Origin of the sequence: Enterococcus sp. DIV2453a (genome assembly GCF_050533535.1) — a bacterium.
GTDB lineage: Bacteria > Bacillota > Bacilli > Lactobacillales > Enterococcaceae > Enterococcus > Enterococcus faecalis.
Genome location: NZ_CP172899.1, coordinates 2,211,816 through 2,227,787 on the forward strand (window position 1 = coordinate 2,211,816; position 15,972 = coordinate 2,227,787).

The 15,972-nt window shown below is 35.6% G+C and carries 13 protein-coding genes and 1 pseudogene; 3 read left to right on the plus strand and 11 right to left on the minus strand.

Going from position 1 to position 15,972, the window contains the following annotated elements:
- Positions 1 to 47: 47 nt before the first annotated feature.
- On the plus strand, positions 48 to 707 hold the full coding sequence (locus IGK03_RS10720) for a ClpXP adapter SpxH family protein (protein ID WP_002356482.1): 660 nt from the start codon (positions 48 to 50) through the stop codon (positions 705 to 707).
- Positions 708 to 989: 282 nt separating this feature from the next.
- On the opposite strand, the gene IGK03_RS10725 is transcribed toward IGK03_RS10720, so the two are convergent.
- From IGK03_RS10725 to spxA, 5 genes and pseudogenes are all read right to left on the minus strand, one after another.
- The gene (locus IGK03_RS10725; protein WP_010713157.1) at positions 990 to 1,709 is read right to left on the minus strand and encodes a helix-turn-helix transcriptional regulator; all 720 of its coding nucleotides are present in this window, start codon (positions 1,707 to 1,709) and stop codon (positions 990 to 992) included.
- Between the two features lie 190 nt (positions 1,710 to 1,899).
- Positions 1,900 to 3,711 (minus strand): oligoendopeptidase F, encoded by a 1,812-nt coding sequence (gene pepF / locus IGK03_RS10730; protein WP_010707213.1) that lies wholly within the window; start codon positions 3,709 to 3,711, stop codon positions 1,900 to 1,902.
- Positions 3,712 to 3,758: 47 nt separating this feature from the next.
- A pseudogene (locus IGK03_RS10735) lies at positions 3,759 to 4,937 on the minus strand (competence protein CoiA).
- 90 nt (positions 4,938 to 5,027) lie between these two features.
- A complete protein-coding gene (locus tag IGK03_RS10740; RefSeq protein ID WP_002356478.1) occupies positions 5,028 to 5,690 on the minus strand; it encodes an adaptor protein MecA in 663 nt (220 codons plus the stop codon).
- A gap of 342 nt (positions 5,691 to 6,032) precedes the next feature.
- Positions 6,033 to 6,431, minus strand: a complete 399-nt coding sequence (spxA, locus tag IGK03_RS10745; protein WP_002356477.1) for a transcriptional regulator SpxA — start codon at positions 6,429 to 6,431, stop codon at positions 6,033 to 6,035.
- Positions 6,432 to 6,790: 359 nt separating this feature from the next.
- Between spxA and trpS the strand changes: the two genes are divergently transcribed.
- Positions 6,791 to 7,801, plus strand: a complete 1,011-nt coding sequence (gene trpS, locus IGK03_RS10750; protein WP_080350074.1) for a tryptophan--tRNA ligase — start codon at positions 6,791 to 6,793, stop codon at positions 7,799 to 7,801.
- A gap of 42 nt (positions 7,802 to 7,843) precedes the next feature.
- Here the strand turns inward: trpS and IGK03_RS10755 are convergent, their stop codons facing one another.
- Complete coding sequence (locus tag IGK03_RS10755) at positions 7,844 to 9,559, minus strand: ABC transporter ATP-binding protein (protein ID WP_010776051.1); 1,716 nt, start codon at positions 9,557 to 9,559, stop codon at positions 7,844 to 7,846.
- A 327-nt stretch (positions 9,560 to 9,886) separates the two neighbouring features.
- On the opposite strand from IGK03_RS10755, the gene IGK03_RS10760 reads away from it, so the two are divergent.
- Entirely contained in the window at positions 9,887 to 10,600 is a 714-nt protein-coding gene (locus IGK03_RS10760; protein ID WP_002356474.1) for an HAD family hydrolase, read from the plus strand.
- 37 nt (positions 10,601 to 10,637) lie between these two features.
- Here IGK03_RS10760 and elrE read toward each other — a convergent pair whose 3' ends face one another.
- From elrE to elrA, 5 genes are all read right to left on the minus strand, one after another.
- Positions 10,638 to 11,663: a transmembrane protein ElrE gene (gene elrE / locus IGK03_RS10765; RefSeq protein ID WP_002376547.1), complete on the minus strand. Its 1,026-nt coding sequence runs from the start codon at positions 11,661 to 11,663 to the stop codon at positions 10,638 to 10,640.
- A 74-nt stretch (positions 11,664 to 11,737) separates the two neighbouring features.
- Positions 11,738 to 12,514 (minus strand): WxL domain-containing protein ElrD, encoded by a 777-nt coding sequence (gene elrD / locus IGK03_RS10770; protein ID WP_202334891.1) that lies wholly within the window; start codon positions 12,512 to 12,514, stop codon positions 11,738 to 11,740.
- Positions 12,515 to 12,553: 39 nt separating this feature from the next.
- Positions 12,554 to 13,336, minus strand: a complete 783-nt coding sequence (gene elrC, locus IGK03_RS10775) for a WxL domain-containing protein ElrC (RefSeq protein ID WP_202334892.1) — start codon at positions 13,334 to 13,336, stop codon at positions 12,554 to 12,556.
- A gap of 1 nt (position 13,337) precedes the next feature.
- On the minus strand, positions 13,338 to 13,706 hold the full coding sequence (gene elrB / locus IGK03_RS10780) for an LPXTG anchor domain-containing protein ElrB (protein WP_061101064.1): 369 nt from the start codon (positions 13,704 to 13,706) through the stop codon (positions 13,338 to 13,340).
- Positions 13,707 to 13,709: 3 nt separating this feature from the next.
- On the minus strand, positions 13,710 to 15,881 hold the full coding sequence (gene elrA / locus IGK03_RS10785) for an enterococcal leucine-rich protein ElrA (RefSeq protein ID WP_202334893.1): 2,172 nt from the start codon (positions 15,879 to 15,881) through the stop codon (positions 13,710 to 13,712).
- Positions 15,882 to 15,972 lie beyond the last annotated feature (91 nt).

Genomic DNA, 15,972 nt, shown 5'->3' on the forward strand with positions numbered 1-15,972 from the left:
GTTCTGGCACCTGTATTTGAAAAAGCATGGCATTGGAGGAAGTATGAATGGTTGAAATTTATTTGTTCGTCAATCCTTTAGGCGGCGTCTGTTTAGAAATTGAAAAAGAAATTATACAATTGTCTGTTAACGACAAGAAAAAAATACAATTGCGCTTTATTCCTTTATTAAACATGAAAACGATCAATGAATTTTTGAGTCGTCAACATATTCCGATTAATGACATTAAACGACGGAATCGAATTTTTGAAGATTTATACTCAGCCGCTCTTGACTATAAAGCAGCACAGTTACAAGGCCGAAAAAAAGGCCGACAATTGTTGATTGGCTTACAAAAAGCAGTAGCTGAAGACGGTCTAGCTTACTCTCCTGAGTTATCAGAAGAACTACTTCTAGCGGCCGGCGGGGATATTGATATGTATCGTAAAGACCGACAATCCGATTTTGTCAAAGAATCTTTCCAAACCGACCAAAAAGTTGCTCGAGAAATGGGGATTAAACAACATCCTACCGCAGTCGTTTACAACTATACTTGCGAGAATGATTTCGGCATTTTAGTCGAAAATTTTGAAAACATGGATGAAATTAAACAACTGTGTCGTGTCCATCCACATAACGAACCGTTGCTGGACCAAGGTGACGCAACCTTTGAATTTAAACGCCGCTCCAATTATCATTTTCCAAATGGACATTTACATTTATTATAAAAAAGAAGGACCAGTTGACTGGCCCTTCTTTTACTATTTTCACCATGTTCTATAATAATAGATAAAGTCTAATACTGCTACATTTGATGATTTGTTCTTATAAAAGACAGCTATGGAATGGGGCCATGTATATATTATGTACTCTTAAATATTAACACCGAAATTTGTATCGACCACCAATATCTATTTCAGTTCATCGACTAACCTCTTGGAACGCTATCAGACAATACTCGCCGATATTAACTCAAAAAATCGAGGAAATTTTATTCGGTTTAACACAAGCTAATTTATTTCTTCCCATTTATTTTTAGTCTGCTTATATAATATGGTTAGTTCTTTTTTATCCTTATCTAAATTTTTATTTATTAATTCCTGAATCTCATAAGAAAATTTATTTCTTTGATTTACATTGTCAAAGATGAATTCTTTATCAAAAGATAACTCTAACCCATTTAATGCTCCTGTTGTCCAGTAAATTTTTATATTCGAATCATCACCGCTATAATACATATTAAACTTTTCGTTTTCAGAGATATACGAACTCATTAATTCCAATTCTTCTGGAATTGTAAACAGATTATAATTATCAATTTTAACCACATGATATTGAATGTTATCTTCTATTAAATTATAAGTTTGACCATTTTGATTCCATTCTTTGACACCGCTATACAAATTATTCAGACGAAGTTGTAAAATAGTAAAATATCCACCTATACATAGTACTATAATTAATAATATTAAAAATAATTTTTTGTACTTCTGTCCCTCTCTAATATCTTTCGAAAGTTTCTCCACCATCGTATTGTCCTCCTTCAATAATCGATCCAAGGTCATTTCATAAAGATTACTTAGTTCAATTAAACAATCAATATTAGGATATGATTTATTATTCTCCCAGTTAGAAATTGTTTGCCTAGTAACGTATAATTTCTCAGCAACCTCTGATTGTGTCAATCCTAATTCATTTCTTCTCATTTTTAATGAATTCCCTATGTTCAAAAAAAAACCTCCTTTTATTACTCTAAAGATAATAGAAGCTTGATATAAAAGAAAGCAAAGAATCTTTGCTTTCTTTTATATAACAGCAACAATCTATTTAATTATATAACTAAACCTGGTTTTACACAGATATATTTACTATTCTGTATAAAACCAGGTTTATATTTTATGTTTACTAAGAAGTTACGACTTATAATTTTTCAACCAAAGCTTCTAATTCCGTTAAACGTTCTTCAAAAACTTTCATTGCATCTTCGATATACGCGGCTTGTGTCATATCCACGCCCGCTTTTTTCATCACTTCAATTGGGAAGTCACTACTTCCTGCTTTCAAGTAGTTAAGGTAGTTCTCTAAAGCTCCCTCTTCTCCAGCTAAAATATGTTTAGACAATGCCGAAGCGGCTGAGAAGCCAGTTGCATATTGATAAACATAGTAATTGTAATAAAAATGTGGAATTCTCGCCCATTCGTAACTGATTTCTTCGTCTCTAACTACTTCTGGTCCATAATATTTAGCATTGAGCTCGCCATAATACTCACTCAAATATTCACTCGTTAATGGCGTGCCTTTAGCATCTTCCGTGTGAATAAAATGTTCAAATTCCGCAAATTGCGTTTGACGGAAAATGGTTCCCTTAAAGCCGTCTAAATAGTGATTTAAGACATACGCACGTACTTTAGGATCTGTTTCTGTTTGTAATAAATATTCTGTTAAAATATTTTCATTTGTGGTTGAAGCAATCTCAGCTAAGAAAATTGAATAGTCGCCATAAACATACGGCTGATTATTTCTTGTATAGTAACTATGAACACTATGGCCCATCTCATGGACTAATGTAAATAGTTGATCCAAACTATCATGCCAATTCATTAAAATGTATGGGGCTGTATCATAAGCTCCTGAAGAATATGCGCCGCTTCGTTTTCCTTGATTTTCAATCACATCAATCCAACGACTTGAAAAAGCTTCTTTGACAATAGATAGATAGTCTTCACCTAGTGGTTTTAAAGCCTCAATTGCTTTTTCTTTTGCTTCTTCATAGCTGTAACGAATTGGTGCTTCACCTAGCAAAGGCGCATACAAGTCGTACATGTGTAATTCTTCTACGTTTAATAATTTTTTTCTTAATTTTACATAACGATGTAGCAAAGGTAAATGTTTATTTACTACAGCTACTAATGTTTCGTGAACACTTTCAGGAATATGATTACTTGCTAAAGAGGCTGCCCGAGCAGAATCATAATTTCTAATTTTTGCTTTATAGTTATGTGTTTTAACATGTGCACCTAAAGTTGAGGCTAATGTATTTCTAAATTGTTTGTATACTTTGTACAACCCTTTAAATGCTGCTTCACGAACAGATGGATCGACACTTTCCATTAATTGACCATAAACGCCATGAGAAAGTTGAATTGTTTCGCCTTCAGCATTTTGCACAGTTGGAAATTCTAAGTCTGCATTATTTAAAATTGAAAATGTATTACTTGAGGCACCAAAAATTTCACTAGCCCCCGCCAGTAAAGCTTCTTGTTCCATCGATAAAACATGGGGACGTTCATCTAAAATATTTTGAATATAGTGACGATAAACAGCTAATTTCGGCTGCTCTTCAAAATATCCCCAAATTTTTTCATCACTTAATGTTAAGACTTCTGGATCAAACCAAGAAACAGCTTCACTAACTTGTGCATATAAAGAACTAGCTCTGGCATATAAAGCTTGGTAAGCTGTATTTGTAGTGTCTTGATCATTTTTTAAATGAGAATAGACATATAATGTTTCCACTTTTCGATAGACATCTAAAACGTATTCTAACGCAGCTAGAAAAGCTTCTGCACCATTCCCTAAGGTACCTTTAAATGATTCTGCTTGATTTAGCTCTTCTGTCAACTGATTATACGCAACATCAAAAGCAGCATCATCTTTAAAAATTTTGGTTAAATCCCAAGTCAATGGAGTTGGAACTTCATCACGTGTTGGTAATTGTTTAATTTCGCTCATAGTTTACTCTCCTTTAAGAAACGTTTTACTCATTATACTATCATAATTTAACACGTGTGACTAAAAAAATGTTGTTTTTTCACTTTTTTTAGCCAATGAATGAGCTTTTCAGGATCTTCTCTTAGGAAAATACTAGTTATTAGGTACTTATTGTTTACTTTAATTAACACATAACATTCTTGTAACCAGCTCAATAATCTATTCCCCACGATTTTAAAAAGCTTTTTTAAGCCAATATTCGGCAGTGGCTGCCAAACAAAGTTCCCTTCTTCCAAAAAAATAGCTTCCAAGATACGCCATAGTTCCTGTTTGGTCACTAAACGCTCTTCTTCGGTTTTTAGTGCTTCCCAAACAAGCATTTTTAAATGAATATCTTCTTCAGAAGAAGGTAATAGCTTCAATCCAGGATAGTAAAACCAAGGAGGTAACTGGAGAAGGTGACAACCTTTCGTATATAAAAAGCTCTGTGTTCTAAGCAACTGAGCATTTCTGTAACCAAGTTGTTGCGTCAATTTTTGATAATAATCATGCATCAATTAACCAGTGTGCCGTCTATTTGGCAGTAAATTTAAATTAGCGGTCGGTAGTCGGAAGATTTCTAGTAATTTTTTTTCGTAAAAATCCCATGATTGTTTTCTTCTATAAAATTGTTGACATTGACTCTCTTCAATATGACAAAGTAATTCTATTCGTTCTTGCTTCTTATTGGCCGTCCATAAATAAAATCCCAAGGACTCCGAAAAGTAAAGGAATTGTTTCGTTAATTGCGTGAGCTTGTCTTTAGGCACTAATCGTTCACCTAAAATCCAAACAACTTGATAGCCATGAGCTTGATAAGTCTCCGTCCGTTCCACCAAACGTTTAATTGGCAATGGACTACATTGAATTTCAATGGCTATCTTGCCAATGAGTAAATCTGGGCGTTGCTTCAAGGTGGGTAAGTATGCCTCAACTTGAAAGGACAGCTTTTCGCGTAAACACTTTTCCGCAAAAAGCTGCTTCAAGCGGAGGTGTTCTTCTGTTTCAGCTTCTGCTTCGTACCAACAACTATTCTTTTTACGATGAGCAAAATGGGGTATTTTAATGGGGCCTGCCTTCAAAATGACCGATTGATAACACATTGGACACACAAAAGCTTGTTCGCTTCGTATCTGTGTTAATTCATCAATCGAGCAATCGATTAAAGAAAATAATTCTTGGTTGTCTGCCGTTAAAGCTGTTAACATGATTTTCACCTCTCATAAATAAACTACGCAAAGTTTCTTAATTTTCATCAAAAAAAAAAAGCAAAAACTCGAAAGTTTTTGCTTTTTTGCTTAATCATTAAAGTAATAACGTGTTAATTCCAGCGCACTGCGTTCCATAATACAAGTGCCATATTCGACTAAAGTATCCTGAGTGACAGTTGTTTTATGAGCGAATTCTAAAATCTGTGCAATTTCATTGTCAACATTTGTTTTTTCTAATTCATCGGTTAAGAACAAAACTTGTAAGTAATAACGATCGTTGTACGTGTATAAGTTAGTCAAAACAGATTGCATGAAGACTTCTTTGGATAATTGGATCATCGCTTCAAAATTATCTAATTCAAAGATTACATTTCTGTTTGTTTCATCTGTGGCTTCCATCTCATCAAGTTCATCGGCGGCTGCTTTGTCTGCTTCAATTTGTTTGCGAATCAATTCGCTAACATCTGCATTGACTTCGCTCAGACCTTCTAAGGAAGACAAGTCGTCCATAGCGACATTTTTACTAATAAACAGTTCTAAGCCATCATTTTTAGGCAAGACTTGGAAAGTGACTGCTTCACTACCTTGGAATTCATCTTCGACATCAACTTCTTCTAAAATACTATAAAAGAAATTTTCAACATCTTTGTGGTTTCCTAGTAAGTCAAGAAAAGTAATCCCTCTATCCGCCAGGTCTTCGTTGCCAATTAACACACGAATCGTATTTTCATTAATATGTTCCATTTCCATAGCGCTACACCTCTCTTTGCTTCAATCAGGAAACTTCTTACGTTCATTGTAGCGAAAACTACACAAAAGTAAAGTGGAAAGTCTGTAAATCCTCGAAAACTAGCGAACGTTTTATAAACTTTGAACTTTTTTAACGATTGGTTTTTCGCTCCTTCTACCTCTTCATCTTAACGCAGTCTCTCCAAAAAAGATACTATTTTTCCTTGACCACGTTCTGCCAAATCAAATGAATACAAGTTCTAAATATGTATTAAAAAGCCAGAGATAAAAATCCCTGGCCCTAAATTCATATGAATCGTTCTTTATTAAAATTAACAAATAAAGAACAAAATTTTATATTTTTTATAAACCTGCCATTAATTGTGCTTGGCGCAATTCCAGTTGTCGAACATCTCTTGGTAAGAATCGGCGAATTTCATCTTCGTTAAAACCGACTTGTAATCTTTTCTCATCAATCATAATTGGCCGACGCAACAATCCAGGGTTTTCTTGAACCAACTCTAATAAATCTTGAAGTGGAAGCTCGTCCAAATCCATATTTAATTTTTGGAAAACTTTAGAGCGAGTAGAGATAATCTCTTCTGTTCCATCTTCTGTCATGATTAAAATTGCTTTTAATTCCTCAATATTTAAAGGTTCAGAAAAAATATTTCTTTCTTTAAAAGGAATTTCGTGCTCTTGCAACCAGGCTCTAGCCTTACGACATGACGTGCAACTTGGGGAAGTATAAAGTGTCAACATTGTGCATCACTCCTTTTCGCGAATCATCGCGTTTCTGAAACAGGGAACTGTACTGTTCCTCTATTTAAAACCAGTATACCTAATTTCTAATAAAAATACTAGGGGTTTTTAAACATTTTTTATTAACTTTGTTTATTTTTCCTTCATTACATCCGTGTAAAATTAGGGTTAATTTTTATGAAATTTTATGGATATTCGTTATGATTCTGTAAAAAAGTAATACAGTTTTCTATTTTTATGGTTGCTGTTATAATTTACTTCTCTTGGTGATTTTTCAAGAAGTTCCCATGTATTTTTTTCTAATAAAATGTATAATAGAACTATTCACTATCTTAAGTCTAAAGTCAGGTGGTTATTTAATGAAAACAATTTTTTCTGGTATTCAGCCCAGTGGTACTCCGACAATCGGAAATTACATTGGTGCAATGAAACAATTTATCGAATTACAAAATGAATACAATTGTTATTTTTGTATTGTGGATGAACATGCCATTACCGTTCCCCAAGAACCGCAAAAGCTACGCCAACAAATTCGTAGTTTAGCAGCTCTTTACCTAGCGGTTGGTTTAGACCCACAAAAAGCAACAATTTTCATACAGTCTGAAGTGAGTGCGCATGCAGAAGCTGGTTGGATCATTCAGTGCAATACTTCTATTGGTGAGTTAGAGCGAATGACACAATTTAAAGATAAATCGCAAAAAAATGGTCGTGCTGGCGTAAGCGCTGGTCTTTTAACATACCCTCCATTAATGGTTGGTGATATCGTGTTGTACAACGCTGACTTAGTGCCAGTCGGAGATGATCAAAAACAACATTTAGAATTAACACGTGATTTTGTGGAACGCTTCAATAAACGTTATGCCCAAAAAAATCAAGAAATTTTAACGATGCCTGAAGTAAAAATCGCTGAGCAAGGTAGTCGAATTATGAGCTTACAGGAACCAACGAAAAAGATGAGTAAGTCTGATACAAATGTGAAGGGCTTTATTTCAATGCTTGATGAGCCAGCAGTGATTCGCAAAAAAATCCGCTCTGCTGTAACTGATTCAACTGGTGTAATTGAATATAATAAAGAAGAAAAGCCTGGTATTACTAACTTACTAAATATTTATTCTGCTGCGACAGGTCAAACTGTTGAGGAACTTGTTCAAGCATACGAAGGCAAAGGCTATGGAGACTTCAAAGCAGATTTAGCAGAAGCAATAGTTGCCTTATTAGAACCTATTCAAGTGCGCTACCAAGAGCTTCTAGCTTCAGAAGAATTAGATATGATTTTAGATGAGGGTGCAGAAAACGCTCGCCAGGTAGCCAACAAAACACTTCAACGAATGAAAAATGCTGTTGGTTTGGGAAGAAAAGTTCGGCGCTAACTAAACATAATAAAAACCTGCGAAGTTTTATTCGCGGGTTTTTTATGTTCTAAATTGAGCATCGTACAAGCGACGATAGTGGCCTCTTTGCGCGTACAAAGTTTCATGTGTTCCATCTTCTAAAATTCCTTGGTCACTCACTACGATTATTCGATCAGCATGTTTAATCGTTGCCAGTCTGTGGGCAATAATTAATGTTGTTCGCCCGTCAGCTAACGAGTTTAATGACTCTTGAATCACTTGCTCTGTTTCTGTATCTAATGCAGAAGTCGCTTCATCTAGAATTAAAATCGGCGGGTTCTTCAAGAACATTCGCGCAATTGCCACTCGCTGCTTTTGACCGCCCGATAATTTCACGCCACGTTCGCCAATAATTGTGTCCAAGCCATCTGGCATTAGCTGAATTACATGTTCTAAATGTGCTAATTTCACCGCTTGTTGAATGTCTATTTCTGTAGCATTTAAATTCCCATAAGCAATATTTTCTCGTAATGTTCCAGGGAATAAAAACACATCTTGTTGAACAATTCCAATTTGCTTACGTAATGAAGCCAAGGTCATTTGCTGGATATTTCTACCGTCAATCGTAATTTCACCACTACTGACTTCATAAAAACGAGGCAACAGATTGCACAAGGTCGTTTTTCCTGAACCACTTTGGCCAACGAAAGCAACGGTTTCACCAGGTTGAATTTTTAAATTGATATGGTCTAAAACTTTTGTGCCATCTTCATAAGCAAATGAAACATCTTTATAGGCAATCGTTCCTTCTAAATGCGAAACAGCAACAGCTCCTGGCAAATCTTTGATGGACGGTTGTTTGTCCATTTCTTCCGTAAAACGTTTAAAACCAGCAAATCCTTTGGGATAACTTTCAATCATATTGTTGACTTTTTCAATCGGCCGAATAAAAATATTGGCTAATAAAATAAATCCTACAAACTGACCTTCTGTAATTTCTCCTTTAATTGTATAATACGCACCAAAAATTAATGAAAATAAATTTATCAGACGAATTAATAAGTAATTATAGGCGGAACTGACACCCATCACCTTATAAAAATATAATTTCGATTTTCGATACATTTGATTTAAATAATTAAACTGTTCTCGTTCAAATGGTTCATTTGCAAAAGATTGCGTGACACGTATCCCACTTACTGACGCTTCAATCCCAGCATTAAATTCACCTAAATTATCGTAAATATCCGTATTCGCTTTTGTCATTTTTTTATTAAAATAGCCTAGCGCAATCGTGATAAATGGCAATAAAATAAACGTAGCGATGGCTAATTTCACGTGAATGGTTAACATTAATAAAAAAGAACCTGCTAACGTCATAATCGTAATAAAGACGTCTTCTGGACCATGATGCGCCACTTCCGAAATTTCAAAAAGATCAGTGGTCAAACGGCTCATTAATTTCCCTGTTTTTTGATTATCATAATACTCAAACGGTTGTGTTTGAAGATGTTGATATAATTCTTCACGCATATCTGTTTCAATATTCACGCCTAACATATGACCAAAATAAACCACAATAAATTGTAAAAACGTATTGATTATATAAAATGCAAATAAGCCCGCACTAGCTAATGCAATGAGGCGAAAATCTCCTTTTGGCATAATCTTATCAATTACTTGGTTGACTGCTACTGGAAAAGCCAACTCTAACAGCCCCGCAAAAACGGCACACCCAAAATCCAAAATAAATAATCGACGATAAGGTCGATAATACCCAAAAAAACGCTTTAACATAACTCCCTAACTCTCCCCCTTCATTCTCATTCATTATACGGAAAAAGACTGTCTCTTGCAAAATTCTAACTTCTATCAGAACACGTGTTATTTAAGTAACTTTGACTCAAAATCATTTTCACAAACTTTTCATTATCAGAATATTTTTTCATTTATCGTTTCCATTTTTTCGGTAAAAATAACTATAATTGTCTTTTCCCGCAAGGCTTTGATTTCTGCGAAAAACCTTGAAATACAGTGAAAAATACTCTATTTATTTGTGAAAATATCAGCTACAATATAACATATGAAAAGTTTTGTAAAAAAGTTAAGAGGTGCACTTGTTAAATGAGAACCATTGTTTTTGATGTTGATGACACGCTGTACGATCAGCAACAACCCTTTCGAAATGCGATGACTAAAATTTTCCCGAACGTTGCGACAGAGGATATGCATGAATTGTATCTTCGTTTTAGACACCACAGCGATGAAACGTTTCCGAAAGTTTTAGCCAATGAATGGTCCCTAGATTTCATGCGGTTTTTCCGGATGAATGAAACATTAAAGGATCTAAACTATCCAGGAATTTCACAAGAAGAAGGAAAAATTTTCCAACAAGTTTATGAAGAAGAATTGGATAATATTACGATGCATCCAGAAGTTACTAAGCTTCTTGATACTTTACAAGAAAAGGAAATTCCGATGGGGATTATTACAAATGGTCCAACAGACCATCAATTTAAAAAAGTTAAACAATTGAATCTTGAAAAATGGGTTCCAAGCCAAAATATCATTATTTCTCAAAGTACGGGTTTTCAAAAACCTGAAAAGGAAATTTTTGATTTAGCCTGTAATCAATTTTGTATGGAACCTGAACATACTTTATATGTTGGTGATAGTTATGACAATGATATTGTAGGCGCACGTAATGGTGGCTGGCATTCTCTTTGGTTTAACCACCGCTCTCGTGAACTACCAAGTTGCCAACCTGCATCACACCTTGCAGAAGTCACTTGTTTCACCGAACTTTGTCCGACTGTGGAGAAATTATTTAATCTTTAAAAAAAAAGCCGCTCTTCAAATTGAAGAGCGGCTTTTTTTATTTATTTTTTTGTTTTTTCAGACGTAAAATGATGAACAGGCAGATTATCAGTAAAAGGATCAATAAACCGATTAAGAGATAAATAAGTTTAGATTCCGTTTTTTTGACGGTTACATCTTTCTCATTAAATGTTTTTGCTTCCTCTTTTGAAATCGTAAATTCTTTCGTAAATTGCCATTTTTTTCCTGAGCCTTCCACAGTCATTGCCAATACATACGTCCCAGCTTCCATTTCATTTTCTTCATAAGGAATAGGGAAATTAAAAATTGAATTGGGCGCCATTTGCATATCTTCTTGTTCTTTCTCTAAAATAACGTTATTTGTTTTCTTATTTTTAACATTTGCCGTTACTTTCATTGATTGAAGATAGGCTGCTTCATGGTTTAACAGTGTTGCAGAAATAACACTGCGCGCATTTCTTTGCGTCGGTTCAACTTTCTCTAAAGACAATTCTGGTTGTACAACTGTTTCATTTTCTCGAAGTAAAACAGCTACTGTATAGGCATAGCGATTTTCAATTGCTAAGCCGTTTGTATTTTCTTTTTGCTTGTCTTTCGTTTCATCGACTTTTTCACTAAACGTGATCCCGCCCGCTAGTTGCCCTGAAAACTCTTCTTTAGGCATCTTCACTCGTAATTCAACTACTTTTTCACTTTTAGCAGGCAATTCAACACTCTCACCGCCGTCTTTCAGTTGAATGATTTCTGATAAATCTGCTGGTGCAGATTTATCTAATGCTGTCAACGACTCACCATATTCAATCACTCCGTTGCTGTTTGTTGTGGCCGACTTCACACTAACATCAATCACTAAATTTTCATCTGTACTATTGGCCGCTCGAACTTTCAAAATTTGTTCTTGGTCTGGTTTCATCATTAAATCAAAATATGTTTTTGTTTTATCTATTTGGTTTTCTGGAATTTCTGTTTCAACACTAAATCGTAATTCTGCTGCTGAGGTTTCAATCCCAAAAGCAAAGAAATAAAAACTTAGGATCATCAGAATAAAATATCTATTTTTCATTTCGCTCTACACTCCATTTCTATGTAAAGGAGAAAGGCTGAGTTCCCCTCTTCCTTTCTCCAAAAAGGTTCTTTTTATACTGGCGTATTAGCTAATGTCCAAGTAATTGTTGTTTTGTAGGCATCATTTAATTTAACTGATTTACCTGGCACTTTTAATTGAACATCTTTCATTACTTGACGGCCGTCAACTTCAGCAATTGAACTAGCATTGCCGTATAAGTATGACCATTTCCCAGCACCTTGATCTGTTGCGGCTACCATCACGTTATGACTTTCACCAACTGTACCAAAAGTTACGCTCGCTAAACTTGTTGGTGCAGCGCTTTGTCCTGCTGTCACAGCTGAAGCATTTTGAAAGACAATTTCAGTTCCTTCAAGTGTCTGACTTTTTGTAGCAGAAGTAAATGCAGAATTTTGTTTTGCAGATAAAGTCCAGCCTTCTAAAGTTCCACGATTATCTGTAATTTGAACAAATAATGGACCCGTTTTTTCAACATTATTTTTATCTTTTAAAACTTGTGCTGATGCAAAATAGATTTCATCTTTTGTGCTGATGATATTTTCACCAAAGTTTAAACTTGAAGCATAATCCAAGGTTAAGGGACCTGTAGAACCTTCATCAACTGGTTTATCAGGATTTACTGGGTCGATAGGTGTCACAGGATCTTTGCCGTCTTTGTCTTCTGGATCCACTACAGGATTTTTGCTGTTGGGATCTTTTTCATCTGGTGCTTTAAATTTTACAATAGCATCTGTGTCGCGATTAGCCACTTCCTCTGCTTGAACTGGTAGTGTTCCTACCGCGATGGTTGCTAAAATTAAGCTGCTTGCGATGATCATTTTTTTCATGTTAGTGCTCCTTCTCTTCTATTGCTATAGTTTCAATAATTATACGCTTGGTAAATCAGCGATTGTCCATGTTAAAACAGTTTTGTATTGAACAGCATCTTTTGGTGTTGCTCCTGGTACAGTTAATGTGATCGCTGTATTTTTATCTACGCTTTCACCGTCAACTTCCACTTTTTCAATCCCACCGAACGCACTAATCCAAGTTCCAGAACCTTGACCTTCAGCGGCAGACATCACATTTGATGAATCGCCAGCTACTAAAGTTACTTCATGCGCAGTTGGTGTGACTGCTTTGGAATTTGACACTGCTTTATTTTGACTTAATTTAATTTCTGAACCGTCTAAAACTTTATTTAATGTTTCTTTTGTCGCTGTTAATTGTGTTTCTTGTTTAACTGTTAAGGCCCAACCGGCATTCGTTCCGCGTTTGTCGGAAATTTGTACATAATTTGGTTTAGGATTAGTCAAATCAGGACCAGAACCGTCTGCCAAGAAAAAGTATTGTGGATTTGCATAATATTTTTCATCTTTATTTGAAATTTTATTTTTGCCAAAGTCTAAACTAGAAGCATAATCGATACTTAGTGGACCAGTTGTTCCTTCATTTGGCTTATTACCAGTGTCTGGTGTCGTTGGGTCAAAGGGTTCAACAGGTTTTTCGGTATCTGGATTCACTGGATCGACTGGTTTGTTGATAGAGGCATCCGGTGTAAATTCAACGATAGCATTTGATTCATAGTTTTTTTCTTCTGCATTCACTTCTGGTGCAATAGCCACGCCTAAAGTGATAGCTGGGATTGTTGCTAAGATAATTTTTTTCATTTTATTGTTCCTTCTTTCTTTTTTTTAAAATAAAACTAGCCAAAAAGATGACTATTATTCCGAGATAATTAAACATTTGTTGCTGTTTAGTACCAGTTCGAGGTAAGAAGCCTGAGCCTTTTTGATCAACCGTTTTACTTGTTGAATGCTTCAATGATTCTCCACTCACTGCTGGTATTGCTTCCGACTGCTTGGGGAAACGCTGTGGTATCTTACCATCTGGTTTTTCTTTGTTGGCTGGTGGCTCATACTCGCCATAAAAAGAAACTTCCGCATTTGTCGGATAGGCATTTGTTTCAGCAAATACATCAACTGATGAAATCAATCCTAATAGCAATACGCCGCTAACTATTTTTTTGATAAGACTCACCCCCTATTTTGCACTGCCATCAGGTACGTCCATCAAGTGCCAAGTTAGTTTTGCTTCGTATTCTTCTGCTTTGGCCGTCCCTCCAGGAACAGATAATAACAACTCTTGGTCATTTTCTTTCCATTGATCAGAAATATTTGTTTCTTGGTGTCCATTGACTTGGTTGTGAACAAGAATCGATTGGCCTTCTGGAATGTCCTGTAAGCGATGGTTGGTTCTAAATTTTAAAATATTCGGCAACGTAGCACCTGATTCAGATTTGAAATCAGAAGTAACGGTTAGTGCAAGCGACCAATTATTCCCCGTTTGACGAGTATCCCGTATCACTAATGGTTGATCCATGGAAACAATTGGATATTGGGTCGTGCTACTAGCGATTTGCAGCTCATTCCCAAAGGAAATCGCTGTGGGTACCGTTTTGAACCTGACAGAGCCAACCACAGTGACTGTTAGCGCTAATTCATCAATCTTGTAGCCTTTATCATAGACTTCCACGACCAACTGCTGTTTTCCATAAGTTAGTTCTGGTAATAACAAGGCTTTTTCCTTAAATGTTTTAGAATTAGTGGTTGTTTCATCTGCTAATTTCTGGATTTCTTGGCCCTCTTTTTTGACAATAAATTGTAATCTATTCCCAGCATCGACATCTTGCCAATAAAAAGGTAGGGCTGTTTTTTGAAAGTCATCGATATCGATTGTTTTTTCCAACGACTTTTCTATACGCTCTTTTGACCAAGATAGTTTCGTTTCACTTAAGAAAACTTCTTTGACAGGTTGGACGACTGTTCCAGAAAAGTTCCCTAAGTATGCTTTATCTGTTGATTCCCAGATATAAGAAACGCCTTCATGAGCTTTGGGTAAATTCCATTCAAACAGTCCTTTTGTGGCATCGTAACTTCCATAAGGGCTAATCGTCAGCGGTGGAAATAGTTGACCATCACGAGATACCACCTTATTTTTTAATTGCAGTGGTTTCCCAGCAATATAATCGACAGAAGATAAGATAATCATTTGATTAGATACATCTAGCCCTGTAATGGCCGTTAAGCCTTTTAACGGACTGATATCTGAAATTTGATTTTCTCCCACATCTAAAACTGTTAGATTGAGTGTTTTCTCTAACGGTGCCAAGGAAGAAATTTGATTGTTTCTTGCATACAGTACACGCAGATTAGGAACAGTGCTTAAAGCTTCCAGACTAGCAATCGTTTGATTCATAATACTCAACTCTTCTAGACGTGGCTTATTCGCCAAGGGCGCAATTGTTTTTAATTGATTATTTTCCACATAAAGACGGAGTAGGTTATTTGCTTCCGTAAGCCCATCTAAAGTAGCAATCTGATTATTGGCAGCCCAAATGGTTTCTAAATTACGAAGAGAACGAAGCGGGTCGAAGGAAGTCACTCGATTATTCGGCGTGATTTTTGACGGATGATCTGTCGTATTTTGGATACTTAAATTTTTTAAAGCAGCCATTCCTTCAAGTCCATTTAATGTCGTTAATTGATTGTTCTCAACATACAAGCCTTCTAAATTAATTAATCCTGCTTGACCTAACGGACTAAGATCAGCTATTTTATTGTTTCTCATATATAAAAAACGTAATAGCTTAAATTCACCTTTAGCAAAAGGACTCAAATCTGTTACATTGAGTGAATCTTGAAAAGATAATTCTTCTAAGTTTCTTAGGTATTGAACTCCTTCCACATTAGAAACAACGACATTTTCTAAAATAACTTTATTCAGTTTATCCAATTCTGCTTGGGTGACAGTATTAGAGGTCCGAGATTTGCTTAACTGTTTTCTGATATTTTCCGCAAAGGCTGGATCAGGAAATAGTGTACTGATAGGCGTCGCTTTATCTAAGACAGCACCTGCGTATAATTGGGGCATCATCAGTTGTGCTTCCGTTATCGCTAGTGCTTCATTTGGCGGCTCTTCACTTGTTTCAACAGTCGTTAACTCTTCTGATTGGGGAATCTCCGAACTACTGGTTGCTGAATTTTGCTCTTCTGCCGATGAAGTTTCTGGAATCTTTTCTTCTGAAACAGATGAAACATTTTCTTCACTGGAGGATGCGATTGTTTCGGTCGTTTCGGCGAAAGTTGTTACAGGAAGTAGCAAACTATTAGCCAAAAGTAAGGCACTAACTGCGGAGATGCACATTTTTTTCATAAACTTCACCTCCTGATATTTCCTTAATTATAGTGAATATCAACTGAAAATGGGTTCAATTACGACAAACTGTCCAAATTAATTTGTATAG